Origin of the sequence: Streptomyces sp. NPDC051207 (assembly GCF_040682395.1) — a bacterium.
In the GTDB taxonomy this organism is placed as follows: Bacteria; Actinomycetota; Actinomycetes; order Streptomycetales; family Streptomycetaceae; genus Streptomyces.
Genome location: NZ_JBFBAX010000001.1, coordinates 59,400 through 73,679 on the forward strand (window position 1 = coordinate 59,400; position 14,280 = coordinate 73,679).

Here is a 14,280-nt window from a genome sequence, read left to right on the forward strand (position 1 = left end):
TGCCCCGAGCCCGGTCCCTGCCGCCCCCTACCGCCCCATCACCAGCCCCTCGCCCGCCGCGCCCCGGCTGAGGGCCGTCGCGCGGATCCGGTCGCGGACGGGGCGCAGTACGTCGGCGCCCCGGGCGAGGGCTTCGTTGAGGTTGACGACCCGGCCGGCGTCCACGTCGAACCACTGGGGCACGAATTCGGCCCGGGTCACCTCCCAGCGCTGTCCGGGCCCGGCGGGCGGGGCGAAGGTGAAGCGGCCGACGGTGGACTCGTTGCCGCGGGGGTCCTTGGCGCCGGAGTGGTTGACCATCCTGCCGGCGATCTGGTCGCCCATGCCGTAGATCACCCAGGTGCCGTTGACCTTCTCGTAGGCCTGCGGCACGTGCGCGTGGGTGCCGAGGATCAGGTCGACGTCGGGGCGGCCCCCGGTGCGGGAGGCGGTCAGGACCCGGGCGAGGGTGAGCTGCTGCCGGTCGGGCGCCTCCTGCCACTCGGTGCCCCAGTGCAGGGACACGACGACGACGTCGGCGCCCTCCTGCCGGGCGGCCCGCGCGTCGGCCAGGATGCGGCCCTCGTCGATCAGGTTGACCGCCCAGGGCCGGCCGGCGGGCAGCGGGATGCCGTTCGTGCCGTAGGTGTAGGCGAGGTGGGCGACCGTCGCGGGGCCCGCGCGCAGGATCGTCGGGATGCGGGCCTCGGCCTCGGTGCGGGCCGATCCGGCGTGCCGCAGCCCGGCGCGGTCGAACGCGTCGAGGGTGCGGTGGATGCCGGCGGCGCCGTCGTCGAGGGTGTGGTTGGAGGCGGTGGAGCAGCCGTCGTAGCCGGTGGCGACGAGACCGCGCGCCACCTCGGGCGGGGAGGTGAACCGCGGGTAGCCGCTGTAGTCGCCGTCCGCGCCGTACACGGTCTCCATGTGGCACAGGGCGAGATCGGCGCGGGAGACGACGGACCGGATGCCGGAGAGCATCGGGGCGAAGTCGTAGCCCCTGCCGCCCGCGTCGAGGCGGGCCCGGTCGATGATGTTGGTGTGCGGGAGGACGTCGCCGGAGGCGACCAGGGTGAAGCCCCGGGAGGGGCGCGGCGCACTCGGGGCCGGGCCGCCGGACTGGTCGTGCCGGTCGGCCTGGCAGGCCGCGCCCACGGCCAGGAGCGCCGTCAGCGCCAGGGCGACCTGCCGTCTGCGTGCGATCATCACTCACCCCGCTGGAGTCGTTCGTGCAGATAAATAGGATTAAGCGGATGAACAGGTAAGAATTCTCCTGCGGTGGCGAGTGGCTCCGACACGCGTGTTAGGCCGTCCGGCGTGCGGATACGCGTTCACCGACCGTTCGTCGTACCGTTCATCGACGCGATCGACCGTCCGCCGCACACTCGTGTGCGCGGCCTGTCCCCCGGCAACGCCCTGCGATGCCATAACGGCCATGAACGCCGGAACCACCATCACGAGCGGGACGACCGCCGAGCACGAGCTCGCCGCGCTCCAGCGCGAGCACGGCCGGCCCCTCTTCGCGCTGCTGCTCCGGCTCTGCGACGGCGACCGGCAGCGCGCCGAGGACCTGGTGCAGGAGACCCTGGTGCGTGCCTGGCAGCACCCGGAGGCCCTGCACGCCGACGACTTCGACTCCGTACGGCCGTGGCTGCTGACCGTGGGACGGCGGCTGGCGATCGACGCGCGACGCGCCCGGCAGGCCCGGCCACCCGAGGTCGGCGACGCGGTGCTGGAGAACGCCCGGGTCTGCGCCGACCACGCCGAGCGGGCCGCGGCGGCACTCGACGTGCGCAAGGCTGTGAAGACCCTCACGCCGGAACACCGTGACGTCCTGGTACTCGTGTACTTCGAGGGGGCGAGTGTGGCGGAAGCGGCGGCAGCCCTCGGCATTCCGCCCGGTACGGTGAAATCTCGCGCGTACTACGCGCTGCGCGCCCTGCGCCGGGTGCTTCCGGGATACGCCGGCGACCTGCGGTGAAACTGACCGCTGAGTCAAACCTCCGTAAAGCGCCTTGCTGAGGACCCCGGTTGAGTAATCGGCTGTCCTCATCCGTGTTCCGGACCGGGACCCGGCTCGGGCGACGCGCATGCACCGGAGGAAGGCAGGAAGGGATGCAGTACAGAGGTCGAGAGAGCACGGACGGTGAACTCACCGTCCCCATGGCCTGGTTGTACGCCGAGTACATCGCCGACGAACTGCTGCGCAGCGGCGACCTGATGCCGCCGACGTCCTTCGAGTTCCGCGCGGGGCGGGACGCGCTGGCGCTGACCGTCTTCCTGTCCGACACGGACGGCGAGCTGTCCGGCATCCGCGTCGTCACCCAGCTGGAGACCTGGCTGTCGCTGACGGCGTACGACCAGCCGTGGCAGGAGTGGGTGCGCGAGAGGCTGGCCGAGTTCGCCGCCGACGCCGCGGCCTCGGGACGTCCCGCGCCGGATCTCGCCCTGGCCGAGGCGGCCTGGCGCTGGCTGCAGGAGACCGAGCTGCTCGCGCCCGACCTGAACGCGGTGCCGGGCGGCGCGCCCGTGTCCGGGGAGGACGAGGGGCCGAAGGTGTGGACCCCGGCCTGGCAGCTCGGGCTCCCGCTGGGCCACCTGGCGATCCATCTTTTCTAGCCCCGCTTTTCCGGCCTCGGCTGTTCCGGCGTTGCTGTTCCGGTCTCGCTGTTCCGGTCTTGAGTGATCCGGCTGCCGGGTGCGTACCGGTGGGGGCAACGAGCCACCCCACCCGCACCCGGCACGAGGATTCGGCATGAGGTCCCTGGAACGGCACCGTGACGCCGGCGCGTACGCGCTCGGCGTGCTGGACGAGGCGGAGGCCTTCCGTTTCGAGGACCACCTCCTGGAGTGCCCCGGCTGCGCCGCCCGGGTGACCGGATTCGCGCCGACCACCCGCCGGCTCATGCTCTACCGTCGGGCCACGCCCCGCTTCGTGACCCCGGCCGCACGGCCCGGCGCGCGGCTGCTGGACCGGCTGCTGTCCGAGGTCGCCGCCCGGCGCCGGACCGGACGCCGGCGGATGCTGTGCGCGGTGGCCGCCTCGGTGGTGGCGCTCGCCGGGCCCGCCGTCGCACTGCACGCGCAGGGCGGAAGGACCCCGGCGCCGGTCACGGCGGCCGACGAGCGGTCCGGGGTGTGGGCGCGGCTGACGGCCGAGGACCAGGAGTGGGGCAGCGAGGTCGAGCTGACCGTCGGGGACGGCGCGGGGCCGCGCGTCTGCCGGCTGGTCGCGGTGGGCCGGGACGGCTCGGAGGAGACGGTGGCCGGCTGGAACGTGCCGCGGCACGACGCCCGCCCGCACACCGTGCGGGGCGGGGCGGCCCTGCGTCCCGGGGAGATCGCACGGTACGAGGTGCGTACGTCGGACGGCCGGCGTCTGGTGACGCTGATCGCGCCGCCCGGCCCGTGAGGACGGCGGGGTTCGGGAAGGGCACGCGCCGCCCGGCCGGTGAACGTGCGGCGAGGGCCGGGGGCGTCGCGGGAACAGCACGAGCCGCCGAACTCGCCGCCCGGCCCCTGAACGCGGCGGAGCCCCGACGCGTCACAGGAACGGCACGTCGCCGATCCGTCACCCTTCCCGTTCTCGTTCCCGCCCGGAGGAGCCATGCGTCCGCATCGCGCCCGCACCGCCGTCCAGCCGTTCGTCGCGCTCGCCCTGTTCGCCGGCACCGCCTGCGGCGCGCAGTCCGCCGGGGGTGAGCCGCCGCCCCGGTCGGAGGCCCGCGCCCGTGCCGTCGCCGACGCGTGGAACGGCTCCCCGGCCGCCGCGGCCTGGCGCCGGGGCCTGGTCCCGACGGGGGACGTGGTCCAGCTGCCCGAGGGGGCCTTCCGCAGCGGCGCGGACACACGCGCGTACGCCCTCCACGACTTCGAGCTGCGCGGCCCGCTGCCCGGCCCGCCCGGCGAGGACGCCGAGGTGACCTGGGAGAACGGCGACAGGCTGACGCTTCCGCTGCTGACGGCGCGGGGGGCCTACCGGGCGCTGGACCGCGGCGACGGGCCCGGACCGCACCTGACGGTGACCGGCGTGCGGGCGGGCCGCATGACGCTGGGGACCAGCCGCGGCCCGGCATCGGTCCCGGCCTGGCTGTTCACCCTCAAGGGTTACGACACGCCGCTCAGGCGGATCGCCGTACGCCCCACCGAGCTGCCCGCGCCGCCGGGCGCGGCACCGGAGGCGGGCGCGGGGCTGTGGAAAGTGGGGCGGCTGACCGGGGTGTCCGGCGACGGCCGCTCCGTCACCGTGCGGGCGGGGCACGGCGCCTGCGACGACGGGCCCGTCGTGGACGTGCTGGAGACGCAGGGCAGCGTGGTGCTGTCGGGGCGGGTCACCGGGACGGACGACGGCCCCTGCACCGCGCAACTGCTGTACGACGAGGTGACCGTCGAGCTCGGCCGGCCGCTCGGCGACCGGGCCGTGCTGGACGCCCTGACCGGCCGCCCGGTGCCGTACGGGGACCCCGTCACTTGAGCAGCCGGGACAGCCTGCGGTCCGCCAGGGGCCTGCCGCCGGTCTGGCAGGTCGGGCAGTACTGGAGGGAGGAGTCGCTGAAGGACACCTCGCGGATCGTGTCGCCGCACACCGGGCAGGGCTCCCCGGTGCGGCCGTGGACGCGCAGGCCGCTCTTCTTCTCCGCCTTCAGCCGCCCGGCCGCCACACCCCGGGTGCGTTCCACCGCCTGGGTGAGCGTGCTGCGCAGCGCCTCGTACAGGCGGGTGGTCTCCTCGGGGGTGAGGGACGCGGCCGGCTTGAACGGCGACATCTTCGCGGCGTGCAGGATCTCGTCACTGTAGGCGTTGCCGACGCCCGCGATCAGGCCCTGGTCGCGCAGGGCGCCCTTGAGCCGGCGGCGCTCGGCCTTCAGCAGCCCGGCGAACCGCGCCTCGTCGAAGTCGGCGGCGAGCGGGTCGGGGCCGAGGCGGGCGATGCCGGCGACGTCCCGCGGGTCGGCCACGACGTACACGGCGAGGCGCTTTTGCGTGCCCGCCTCGGTGAGGTCGAAGCCCGCGCCGGTCTCCAGGGCCACGCGCAGCGCGAGGGGACCCTTGCCGGGGCGGGGCGGGCCGTCGGGGAGGCGGTCCTTCCAGTGCAGCCAGCCCGCGCGGGCCAGATGGGTGACCAGGTGCGGGCCGCCGTCCGTGGCGAGGTCCAGGAACTTGCCGTACCGGCGCACCGCGGTGACCTCGCGGCCCTCGACGGCGCCGGGCGGCGGGTCGTACGTCTTCAGGACGCTGATCGCCACGGGCAGCACCCGCACGATCTCGTGGCCGACGAGGTGCTCGGTGAGGAAGTCCTTGAGCGCCTCGACCTCGGGGAGTTCCGGCATAGGTCCAGGGTGCCACCCGGGGCGTGCGCGGTCAGGTCCGCGCGGGCGTCACGAACTCGCTCCACACGCACTTGCCGCCGCCCCGGGCCTCCACGCCCCACGCGTCGGAGAGCAGTTCCACGAGCAGCAGCCCCCGCCCGGACACGCCCGACTGGCCCGGGTCGCGGCGGCGCGGCAGCGCGCTGGAGGAGTCCTCGACCTCGACGCGCAGCCGCCGGCCGGAGCCGGTGAGGACCCTCAGGGTGACGATCGCGGCGCCCTCGGTGTGCATGAGGGCGTTGGTGATCAGCTCGTCGGCGGTCAGTTCGATGTCGTCGGCCCGGTCGGCGGCGCCCCAGGCGCGCACGGCGGCGCGGATCATGTGCCGGGCGCCGGTGAGGGCCTCGGCGTCGCCGGGTGCCACGTGCTGCTGGAGCCGGCCGCCGGGCTGCGGGGTGTCCGGCTCCCGGCGACGCAGCAGGAGCACGGCCACGTCGTCGTCGCCGCCGCGCTGGCCGGCGACGTCGATGAGGAGGTCCGCGAGGGCGTGGACGTCGTCGGGGCCGGACCGGACGAGCCCGGTGAGGGTGCGCATGCCGTCGTCGAGGTCGCTGCCGGGCTGTTCGACGAGGCCGTCGGTGCACAGCAGCAGGGTGCAGCCGGGGTCGAGCTCCAGGGTGCCGACGGGGTGGTCGAGGCTGCCGAACTCTGCGGACAGGCCGAGCGGCAGCCCGCCCTCGACGGGGACGCGGCGGCAGGTCCCGTCGGCCCGGCGCACCAGCGCGTCGATGTGACCGGCCCGCACCACCTGCACGACTCCGGTGGTCAGGTCGGCCTCGGCGTACAGGCAGGTCGCGAAGCGGTCGGTGTCGAGTTCGTGCAGGAACACCGAGGCGCGGGCCATCACGGTGGCCGGGGGGTGCCCCTCGGCGGCGTAGGCGCGCAGCACGATGCGCAGCTGGCCCATGACGGCGGCGGCGTGCGTGTCGTGCCCCTGGACGTCGCCGATGACGGCGCCGACCCGGCCGCCGGGCAGCGGGATCAGGTCGTACCAGTCGCCGCCGATGTCCCGGCCCAGGGTGCCGCCGACGGAGGCGGCGCGGTAGCGGACGGCGACCTCGGCGCCGGCCACGCTGGGAATGGTGCGCGGCAGCATGGCCTGCTGGAGGCCCTCGGCGAGGTCCATCTCCTGCTCGTAGAGCATGGCGCGTTGCAGGCTCTGGGCGATGCCGGTGCCCAGGGCGAGCAGGACGTTGCGGTCCTCGGGCGTGAAGCCGCGGCGGTCGCTGTAGAGCAGGCCCATCGCGCCGATCGGGCGGGCCTGGGCGATCAGCGGGAGGTAGGCGGCCGAGGTGACGTTCAGGTCGGTGAGGTGCGGCCACAGGATCGGGTAGCGCTCCGCGAACTCCTCCGGCGACTCGATGAAGCGGGGGCTGAGGGTGCGCACGACCTCGCTCATCGGGTAGGGCTCGTCGATCCGGGTGACGCGGGTGCCGGGGACGAAGCTGCCGGCCGGGCCCTCGGCGATGAGCCGGATGCGGCCGGCCTCCACCAGGCCCATGACGAGGCTGGTGGCGCCCAGGTGGGTGAGGCCGTGGTTGTCCTTGAGGACGTCGAGGACGTCGTCCACGGTGCGGGCGTGGGCGAGCGCGGCGGTCGCGAACTGGACGACGCTGGTCTGCTGGCGGCGTGCCGTCTCCAGGGCGGCCTGCTCGCGGCGGGTGGCGAGTTCGTCGAGTTCCTCGGTGGCGTCGCGGACGATGCCGATGATCCGGCGGGGGCGGCCGGTTCCGTCGCGCCGGATGCAGCCCTGGGTGTGGGTCCAGCGCAGGGAGCCGTCGCGGCAGCGGATGCGGAAGTACGTGCCGTAGTTCTCGCTGCCGTCCTTCAGGGCGCGGGCGACGATGGCGTCCAGCCGGTAGCTCTCGGTGGGCGGCACGCGCACGGCGAGGCTCTCCGGCCTGCCGTCGAACTCGTCGGGGCGCAGGTCGAACACCTCGTACGCCTGGGCGTCCATGTGGAAGTGGCCCGCGTCGAGGTCCCAGTCGAAGCTGCCCATGCGGTTGAGCGCCAGGACCGGTTCCGGGTGGGCGGGCCAGTCGTCCGGGAGTGACAGGGCGCTCGCTCCCCGGTCAGCCATGGGCCCACCTCGCCTGCATCTGTCCGACCCTTCCCCCGGGGAGCCACGCGAACGCGGCCGTACCGAACACCGTTCGCCTACCATTGTCCGCTTTGTCAGTGCGGGTTGCCCGAGCAGCGCAGTGGTACACGGGGGGTGATCCCGTACCGCGGCGCACGTGCCCGCGCGGCGCCGGAAGGAGGGGCCCACGGCCGTGGAGTGGTTCACCGCACCCGACTACTGGCTGAGCAGGCTGGTCTTCCAGCGTGCGCTGGCCGCGGTCTATCTGGTCGCGTTCCTGACGGCCGCGCTGCAGTTCCGGCCCCTGCTCGGGGAGCGCGGGATGCTGCCGGTGCCCCGGTTCGTCGCCCGGGTGCCCTTCCGGCGGGCGCCGAGCCTGTTCCACTGGCGCTACTCCGACCGGCTGTTCGCCGCGGTCGCGTGGACCGGCTGCGCGGTGTCGGCGGCGCTGCTCGCGGGCCTCGACGGGCTCCTGCCGCTGTGGGGCGCGATGCTGCTGTGGCTGGTGCCGTGGGCGCTGTACCTGTCGATCGTGAACGTCGGGCAGACCTGGTACGGCTTCGGCTGGGAGTCGCTGCTGCTGGAGGTGGGGTTCGTCGCCGTCCTGCTCGGCAACGACGAGGTGGCGCCCCCGGTCGTGGTGCTGTTCCTGCTGCGCTGGATCCTGTTCCGCGTGGAGTTCGGCGCGGGGCTGATCAAGATGCGCGGTGACGAGTGCTGGCGCAGGCTCACGTGCCTGGACCACCACCACGAGACGCAGCCCATGCCGGGCCCCCTGAGCTGGTTCTTCCACCACCTGCCGAAGCCGGTGCACCGGGTGGAGGTGGCTGCGAACCACGTCACGCAGCTCGTGGTGCCGTTCCTGCTGTTCACGCCGCAGCCGGTCGCCTCGGCCGCCGCCGTGCTGATGATCGTCACCCAGCTGTGGCTGGTGCTGTCCGGCAACTTCTCCTGGCTGAACTGGATCACCATCGTGCTCGCGCTGTCCGCGGTGCGCTTCCCGGGCGACGCGCCGGCCGGGGTGCCCGGCGCCCCGCTGTGGTACGAGGTCCTGGTCCTGGCGGTCGCCGCCGGGCTGGTGGCCCTCAGCCACCGGCCGGTCCGCAACATGCTCTCCCGCCGCCAGGTGATGAACCGGTCCTTCGACCCGCTGCACCTGGTCAACACCTACGGCGCGTTCGGCAGCGTCAGCCGGGTCCGCCACGAGGTGGTGGTCGAGGGAACCTGGGACGACGTGCCGCGCGAGGACTCGGACTGGCGGGAGTACGAGTTCCGGGGCAAGCCCGGCGATCCGCGGCGCTGGCCGCGTCAGTTCGCGCCCTACCACCTGCGGCTCGACTGGATGATGTGGTTCGCCGCGCTCTCCCCCGCGTACGCCGGGTCGTGGTTCGGGACGTTCGTGGAGCGGCTGCTGGAGGGCGACCGGGCCACCCTGCGGCTGCTGCGCGCCTCCCCGTTCCCGCCCGGCCGGCCACCGCGCTTCGTGCGGGCCCGGCTGTTCCGCTACCGGTACACGACCTGGCGGGAGCTGCGCGAGACGGGGGCGTGCTGGGAGCGGACGTATGTGCGGGAGTTCCTGCCGCCCACGCGGCTGGCGGGGGCGGCGGAGGGGGCGTGAGGACGCGGACGCCGGGGGCAGCGCGTCGCCCGCGGGACGCGCTGGGGCCCACGGGTCGGCCGCGGGCGTGGTCGTCGGCGTAATCGTTGGGGCTCGGAGGCCGCCGTGGGCCCTGGTCGCCACGTGATTCAAGAGGGCTCAGAGGCCTTGGTGGGTTCTGGACGCAGCGTGATCGCCGGGGCTCAGAGGTCGTAGATCCTGGTCGCGGTCGTCTCGAAGACGGCGGTCCGTTCCGGCTCGCTCAGGCCGGCGGTCAGCTCGCGCGCGGCCGTGAGCACGGCGCCGTAGGGCGCGGCGAGGGTGCACACGGGCCAGTCGGAGCCGAACATCAGCCGCTGCGGGCCGAACGCCTCCAGGGCCACCTCCGTGTACGGCCGCAGCCCGGCGACGGTCCAGGACGCCGGGTCGGCCTCGGTGACCAGGCCGGAGAGTTTGCCGACGGTGTTCGGCAGCCGGGCCAGGGTCCGCACCGCGCCCGCCCAGGGCTCGCGCGTGCCGTCGGCGACGGGCGGCTTGCCGAGGTGGTCGAGGACGAAGGTGAGGCCGGGGTGCGCGGCGGCGGCCTCGGCGCAGGCGGGCAGCTGGTGCGGGCGGACGACGAGGTCGTACACCAGGCCCGCGTCCGCGACGGCGGCGAGCCCCCGGCGCACGTCCGGCCGCAGCAGCCAACGCGGGTCGGCCTCGCCCTGGACCTGGTGGCGGACGCCCTTGAGGTGGCGCCCGCCCGGCAGTTCCCGCAGCCGGGCCAGCTCGTCGGCGACGCCGGGGCTCGTCAGGTCGGTCCAGCCGACCACGCCGGCGATCAGCTCGTGCCGGGCCGCGAGGGCGAGCAGTTCCGGTGTCTCCTCGGGCACGGTGACCGTCTGCACCAGGACGCTGCGCACGACTCCCGCCGGGCGGGCCTCGGCCTCGAACTCGCCCGCGGTGAAGTCGCGGTGCAGGGGCGCCAGTTCAGGGCCGGTGATCCAGTCCTGGTCCCGCACGGACAGGTCCCAGACGTGGTGGTGGGCGTCGACGGTCACGCCCGGTCCCCGGCCGGTACGGGCGCACCGGGCGGGATGAGGCCCGTCGCGCGCAGTTCCGCCCACAGGGCCGCGGGGACGGGCGCCGCGAACTGCTCGGCGCAGTCCTCGACCTCGGCCGCCGAGCGGGCGCCCACGAGGACGCCGGCGACGGCCGGGTGCGCGGCGCAGAAGGCGAGGGCGCAGGCGCGCAAGGTGGTGCCGTGGCGTTCGGCGGCCTCCTTCAGGCGCAGCGCGCGCTCCAGGACGTCCGGGGGCGCGGCGGCGTAGTCGTAGGTGGCTCCGGGTTTCGGGTCGGCCAGCAGGCCGGAGTTGAAGGCGCCGCCGACGAGCACGGAGACGCCGCGCCGCTGCGCTTCGGGCAGCAGGTCGGTCAGCGCGGCGTGGTCGAGCAGGGTGTAGCGGTTGGCACACAGCACCACGTCGATGTCGGTGTCGCGGACGAAGCGGGTGAGCATCTCCGTCTGGTTCATGCCGACGCCGATGGCGCCGACGACGCCCTCGGAGCGCAGCCGCTCCAGCGCCGGGTAGCCGTCGCGGAAGGCCTCCTCGGCGTGGTCGTCGGGATCGTGGAGGTGGACGACGTCCACCCGGTCCAGGGCGAGGCGCTCCAGGCTCGCCTCAAGGGTGCGGCGGATGCCGTCGGCGGTGAAGTCCCAGACGCGGCGGTGCGTGGCGGGGACGGCGAAGCCGTTCGCCAGGTCGTCGCCGGCGCCGTCCGCGGGTTCGAGGCGGCGGCCGACCTTGGTGCCGACGGTGTACTCGGCCCGGGGCCGGCCGGCGAGGGCGGCGCCGATACGGCGTTCGGACAGGCCGAGTCCGTAGTGCGGCGCGGTGTCGAAGTGGCGGATGCCGCAGCGCCAGGCGGCGTCCAGCGCGGCGTGCGCCTGCTCGTCGGTGAGCGGCGCGTACAGGTTGCCGATGGCACCGCCGCCGAAGCCCAGGCGGCTGACGCGGACGGCACTGCGGCCCAGGCGGCTGGTCGCCGCGCCGCCTGCCCCGGTCACCGTGACTCCGGGCGGAGCCTGAGGCCGTGCATGCCGCCGTCGACGGCCAGGGCCGTGCCGGTGGTGGCGCCGGACAGCGGGCTCGCCAGGTAGGCGACGGCGCCCGCGACTTCGCCGGCCGAGACGAGGCGGCCGGTGGGCTGTCGGGCCTCCAGCTCGGCGCGTTCGGCGGCCGGGTCGTCGGCCGCGTCCAGCAGGCGCTCGACCCACGGGGTGTCCGCCGTACCGGGGTTGACGCAGTTGACGCGGATGCCCTCGCGCACGTGGTCGGCGGCCATGGCGAGGGTGAGCGCGTGCACGGCGCCCTTGGAGGCGCTGTAGAGCGCGCGCCGCGGCAGGCCGGCCGTCGCGGCGACGGAGCAGGTGTTGACGATCGCGGCGTGCGCGGAGCGGCGCAGGTGCGGCAGGCAGGCGCGGGCCGTGCGGACCATGCCGAGGACGTTGACGTCGAGGACGCGGTGCCACTCGTCGTCGGGGTTGTCCTCGACGGTGCCCTGCGCGCCGATGCCCGCGTTGTTGACCAGGATGTCGAGGCCGCCGAGGGCGGTCACGGCCGCCGTGACCGCCTCGCGCACCGACGTGTCGTCGCCGACGTCGGCGCGGTAGGGCAGCAGGGGCGGCTCGACGGGCGACGGGTCCAGGTCGAGGACGGCGACCCGGGCGCCGCGCCCGGCGAGGAGTTCGGCGGTGGCCCGCCCGATGCCGGAGGCGCCGCCCGTCACCAGCGCCGTCAGGCCGGCGAAGTCACTCGTGCCGCCGCCGGTTGTCGTGTCCGTGCCGTCCGGTTGCGCGTCGCTCATGCCGCCTCCTTGGGTGTGCGGCCCGCGTCGGCGGCCCAGAAGGTGCCGTGCGGGTAGGTGTACCGGGCGATGGACTCGGGCCGCATGGCCGCCGAGAAGCCCGGTGCGGTGGGTGCCGTGTAGTGGCCCTCACGGATGACCACCGGGTCGAGGAAGTGGTCGTGGAGGTGGTCGACGTACTCGATGACGCGGTCCTCGGTGGTGCCGGACAGCGCGACGTAGTCGAACATCGCGAGGTGCTGGACGAGTTCGCACAGGCCGACACCGCCCGCGTGCGGGCACACCGGCACCCCGGCCTTCGCCGCCAGCAGCAGGATCGCCAGGTTCTCGTTGACTCCGCCGACGCGGGCCGCGTCGATCTGCACGATGTCGACGGCGCCCGCCTGGAGGAGCTGCTTGAAGACGATCCGGTTGGGGACGTGCTCGCCGGTCGCCACCTTCACCGGCGCCACGGCCCGGCGGATCGCCGCGTGCCCGAGTACGTCGTCGGGGCTGGTGGGCTCCTCGATCCAGTACGGGTCGGACCCGGCCAGCGCCCGTGTCCACTCGATCGCCTCGGTGACGTCCCAGCGCTGATTGGCGTCCACGGCGATGCGCACCCCGGGGCCGACCGCGGCGCGGGCGACGCGGCAGCGCCGCAGGTCGTCCTCGCGGTCCGCGCCGACCTTCAGCTTGATCTGCGTGAAGCCGTCGGCGACCGCCCGCGCCGCGAGCCGGCTCAGCTTGTCGTCGTCGTAGCCGAGCCAGCCGGGCGAGGTGGTGTACGCCGGGTAGCCGCGCTCCAGCAGCCGCGCGGTGCGCTCCGCTGCGCCCTCCTTGCCGCGGCGCAGCAGGTCCACGGCCTCCCCCGGGGTGAGGGCGTCGGTGAGGTGACGGAAGTCGACCTGGCCGGCGAGCCATGCGGGGTCGGCGTCGGCGAGCAGCCGCCACAGCGGCTTGCCCGCGCGCTTGGCGGCGAGGTCCCAGGCCGCGTTGACGACCGCGCCGACCGCCATGTGCATCACGCCCTTCTCGGGCCCGAGCCAGCGCAGCTGGCTGTCGCCCGTCAGGTCGCGGTACAGGGTGCCCGGGTCGGCGCACAGCTCCTCCACGGACCGGCCGACGACATGCCCGCGCAGCGCCTCGATCGCGGCGACCTGGACGTCGTTGCCGCGTCCGATGGTGAACGTGAAGCCGTGGCCCTCGTGACCGTCGGCGGCGTCGGTGCGCAGGACGACGTACGCCGCCGAGTAGTCGGGGTCCGGGTTCATCGCGTCGGAGCCGTCGAGTTCGCGGGAGGTCGGGAAGCGGATGTCGTGGGTGTCGAGGGCGGTGACGCGGGTGCGGATCGCGGACACGTGCGGGGCCTCCCCGGAAAGCGGTTGCCGCATATTTATCAGACCACTCGCCGTGCACGACACCCCCAGGGCGGACCGATTCGCCCGAACGGCGGGACACCGAACCGGTATTGGTCCGACCACTTCGTGGCTAGACTGCGGCGCCGGCGACGGGAGGAACGGCGTGGACGAGGACGGCAGGGGCACGGTCCCGCAGCGCGCCGTCGAGCGGATCAAGGCGATGATCGCCGAGGGCACCCTGCGACCCGGGCAGCGGCTGCCCACCGAGCGGGACCTCGCCGCGCGGCTCGGCATCTCCCGCGGCTCGATGCGCGAGGCGGTGCGCGCCCTGACGGTCATGGGCGTCCTGGAGGCACGGCACGGCTCCGGCATCTACGTCACCCAGCTGCGGGCCGCCGACCTGCTGGAGACCTTCGGGGCCATGGCGGACCTGTCGCCCGGCGCGCAGCTGCCGGAGATGCTGGAGGTGCGGCGCATCCTGGAGTCGGCGGCGGCGGCGCTGGCGGCGGCCCGCATCACCGAGGAGCAACTCGCCGACGTCGAGCGGCACCTGGCGGCCATGAACGCCACCGACGACCCGGAGGAACTCCTCACCCACGACCTCGCCTTCCACCGCGCGATCACGGCCGCCGCCGGCAACGAGACCCTCGCCGCGCTGCTGGAGGGCCTGTCGTCCCGTACGGTCCGCGCCCGCGTGCGCCGAGGGCACCAGGAGCGGGGCGCGATCGAGCGCACGCGGCGGGAACACGCGGCCGTGCTCGCCGCGTTGGCCGCCCGCGACCCGGAGGCGGCGCGCACCGCTGCGGCGGCGCATGTGGCGGCGGTGGAGACGTGGCTGCGGGAGCGGATCGGGGGGTGAGCGAGACGGTCCGTGCGGCTGCGCTCCCGCGTGAGGGTGAGCTCCCCTTTCCGTGCCGCTGGGCCGGCGCGTGCGGGTGAGCGGCGCGTTCGGTCCCACCGCACGCACCCGCACGGACGAGACCGCCTTCCGTGCCGCTGCGCCCCCGCGTGCGGGTAAGCACCGCCTTCCGTCCCGCTCGGCCCCCGCGCGTGGATGATCACCGCCCTCCG

General features: G+C 74.7%; 13 protein-coding genes. 6 read left to right on the forward strand and 7 right to left on the reverse strand.

Translation table 11 applies throughout. The features are described from left to right. Window positions 1–27: 27 nt before the first annotated feature. The gene (locus AB0M97_RS00295) at window positions 28–1,182 is read right to left on the reverse strand and encodes a CapA family protein (RefSeq protein WP_365958392.1); all 1,155 of its coding nucleotides are present in this window, start codon (window positions 1,180–1,182) and stop codon (window positions 28–30) included. Window positions 1,183–1,411: 229 nt separating this feature from the next. Between AB0M97_RS00295 and AB0M97_RS00300 the strand changes: the two genes are divergently transcribed. From AB0M97_RS00300 to AB0M97_RS00315, 4 genes are all read left to right on the forward strand, one after another. Continuing rightward, window positions 1,412–1,957 (forward strand): sigma-70 family RNA polymerase sigma factor, encoded by a 546-nt coding sequence (locus AB0M97_RS00300; RefSeq protein WP_365958393.1) that lies wholly within the window; start codon window positions 1,412–1,414, stop codon window positions 1,955–1,957. 134 nt (window positions 1,958–2,091) lie between these two features. Continuing rightward, window positions 2,092–2,595, forward strand: coding sequence for a hypothetical protein (locus AB0M97_RS00305; RefSeq protein ID WP_365958394.1), 504 nt, complete (start codon window positions 2,092–2,094; stop codon window positions 2,593–2,595). Window positions 2,596–2,731: 136 nt separating this feature from the next. After that, the gene (locus tag AB0M97_RS00310; RefSeq protein ID WP_365958395.1) at window positions 2,732–3,388 is read left to right on the forward strand and encodes a zf-HC2 domain-containing protein; all 657 of its coding nucleotides are present in this window, start codon (window positions 2,732–2,734) and stop codon (window positions 3,386–3,388) included. Window positions 3,389–3,583: 195 nt separating this feature from the next. Continuing rightward, entirely contained in the window at window positions 3,584–4,450 is an 867-nt protein-coding gene (locus tag AB0M97_RS00315; RefSeq protein ID WP_365958396.1) for a hypothetical protein, read from the forward strand. Here the strand turns inward: AB0M97_RS00315 and AB0M97_RS00320 are convergent. Beyond that, the gene (locus AB0M97_RS00320; RefSeq protein WP_365958397.1) at window positions 4,443–5,306 is read right to left on the reverse strand and encodes a DNA-formamidopyrimidine glycosylase family protein; all 864 of its coding nucleotides are present in this window, start codon (window positions 5,304–5,306) and stop codon (window positions 4,443–4,445) included. The genes AB0M97_RS00315 and AB0M97_RS00320 overlap by 8 nt on opposite strands. A gap of 31 nt (window positions 5,307–5,337) precedes the next feature. Beyond that, window positions 5,338–7,425 carry a SpoIIE family protein phosphatase gene (locus tag AB0M97_RS00325; RefSeq protein ID WP_365958398.1) on the reverse strand — a complete coding sequence of 696 codons (2,088 nt, stop codon included), beginning with the start codon at window positions 7,423–7,425 and terminating at the stop codon, window positions 5,338–5,340. 193 nt (window positions 7,426–7,618) lie between these two features. On the opposite strand from AB0M97_RS00325, the gene AB0M97_RS00330 reads away from it, so the two are divergent. After that, a complete protein-coding gene (locus AB0M97_RS00330) occupies window positions 7,619–9,043 on the forward strand; it encodes a lipase maturation factor family protein (protein WP_365958399.1) in 1,425 nt (474 codons plus the stop codon). 182 nt (window positions 9,044–9,225) lie between these two features. Here the strand turns inward: AB0M97_RS00330 and AB0M97_RS00335 are convergent, their stop codons facing one another. From AB0M97_RS00335 to AB0M97_RS00350, 4 genes are read right to left on the reverse strand one after another with little or no spacing between them, the layout of a single operon-like run. Next, the gene (locus AB0M97_RS00335) at window positions 9,226–10,065 is read right to left on the reverse strand and encodes an amidohydrolase family protein (RefSeq protein ID WP_365958400.1); all 840 of its coding nucleotides are present in this window, start codon (window positions 10,063–10,065) and stop codon (window positions 9,226–9,228) included. Beyond that, window positions 10,062–11,072, reverse strand: coding sequence for an aldo/keto reductase (locus AB0M97_RS00340; RefSeq protein ID WP_365958401.1), 1,011 nt, complete (start codon window positions 11,070–11,072; stop codon window positions 10,062–10,064). The genes AB0M97_RS00335 and AB0M97_RS00340 overlap by 4 nt, the downstream gene beginning before the upstream one ends. Beyond that, window positions 11,069–11,872, reverse strand: a complete 804-nt coding sequence (locus tag AB0M97_RS00345) for an SDR family oxidoreductase (protein WP_365958402.1) — start codon at window positions 11,870–11,872, stop codon at window positions 11,069–11,071. The genes AB0M97_RS00340 and AB0M97_RS00345 overlap by 4 nt, the downstream gene beginning before the upstream one ends. Then, a complete protein-coding gene (locus AB0M97_RS00350) occupies window positions 11,869–13,209 on the reverse strand; it encodes an enolase C-terminal domain-like protein (protein WP_365958404.1) in 1,341 nt (446 codons plus the stop codon). Before AB0M97_RS00350 ends, AB0M97_RS00345 begins: the two co-directional genes overlap by 4 nt. Before the next feature lie 163 nt (window positions 13,210–13,372). On the opposite strand from AB0M97_RS00350, the gene AB0M97_RS00355 reads away from it, so the two are divergent. Further along, on the forward strand, window positions 13,373–14,068 hold the full coding sequence (locus AB0M97_RS00355) for an FCD domain-containing protein (RefSeq protein WP_365958406.1): 696 nt from the start codon (window positions 13,373–13,375) through the stop codon (window positions 14,066–14,068). Window positions 14,069–14,280 lie beyond the last annotated feature (212 nt).

Coding starts and splice junctions, on each gene's coding strand:
- AB0M97_RS00295 (WP_365958392.1), bottom strand. CDS start 1,182: ATGATCGCACGCAGACGGCAGGTCGCCCTGGCGCTGACGGCGCTCCTG.
- AB0M97_RS00300 (WP_365958393.1), top strand. CDS start 1,412: ATGAACGCCGGAACCACCATCACGAGCGGGACGACCGCCGAGCACGAG.
- AB0M97_RS00305 (WP_365958394.1), top strand. CDS start 2,092: ATGCAGTACAGAGGTCGAGAGAGCACGGACGGTGAACTCACCGTCCCC.
- AB0M97_RS00310 (WP_365958395.1), top strand. CDS start 2,732: ATGAGGTCCCTGGAACGGCACCGTGACGCCGGCGCGTACGCGCTCGGC.
- AB0M97_RS00315 (WP_365958396.1), top strand. CDS start 3,584: ATGCGTCCGCATCGCGCCCGCACCGCCGTCCAGCCGTTCGTCGCGCTC.
- AB0M97_RS00320 (WP_365958397.1), bottom strand. CDS start 5,306: ATGCCGGAACTCCCCGAGGTCGAGGCGCTCAAGGACTTCCTCACCGAG.
- AB0M97_RS00325 (WP_365958398.1), bottom strand. CDS start 7,425: ATGGCTGACCGGGGAGCGAGCGCCCTGTCACTCCCGGACGACTGGCCC.
- AB0M97_RS00345 (WP_365958402.1), bottom strand. CDS start 11,872: ATGAGCGACGCGCAACCGGACGGCACGGACACGACAACCGGCGGCGGC.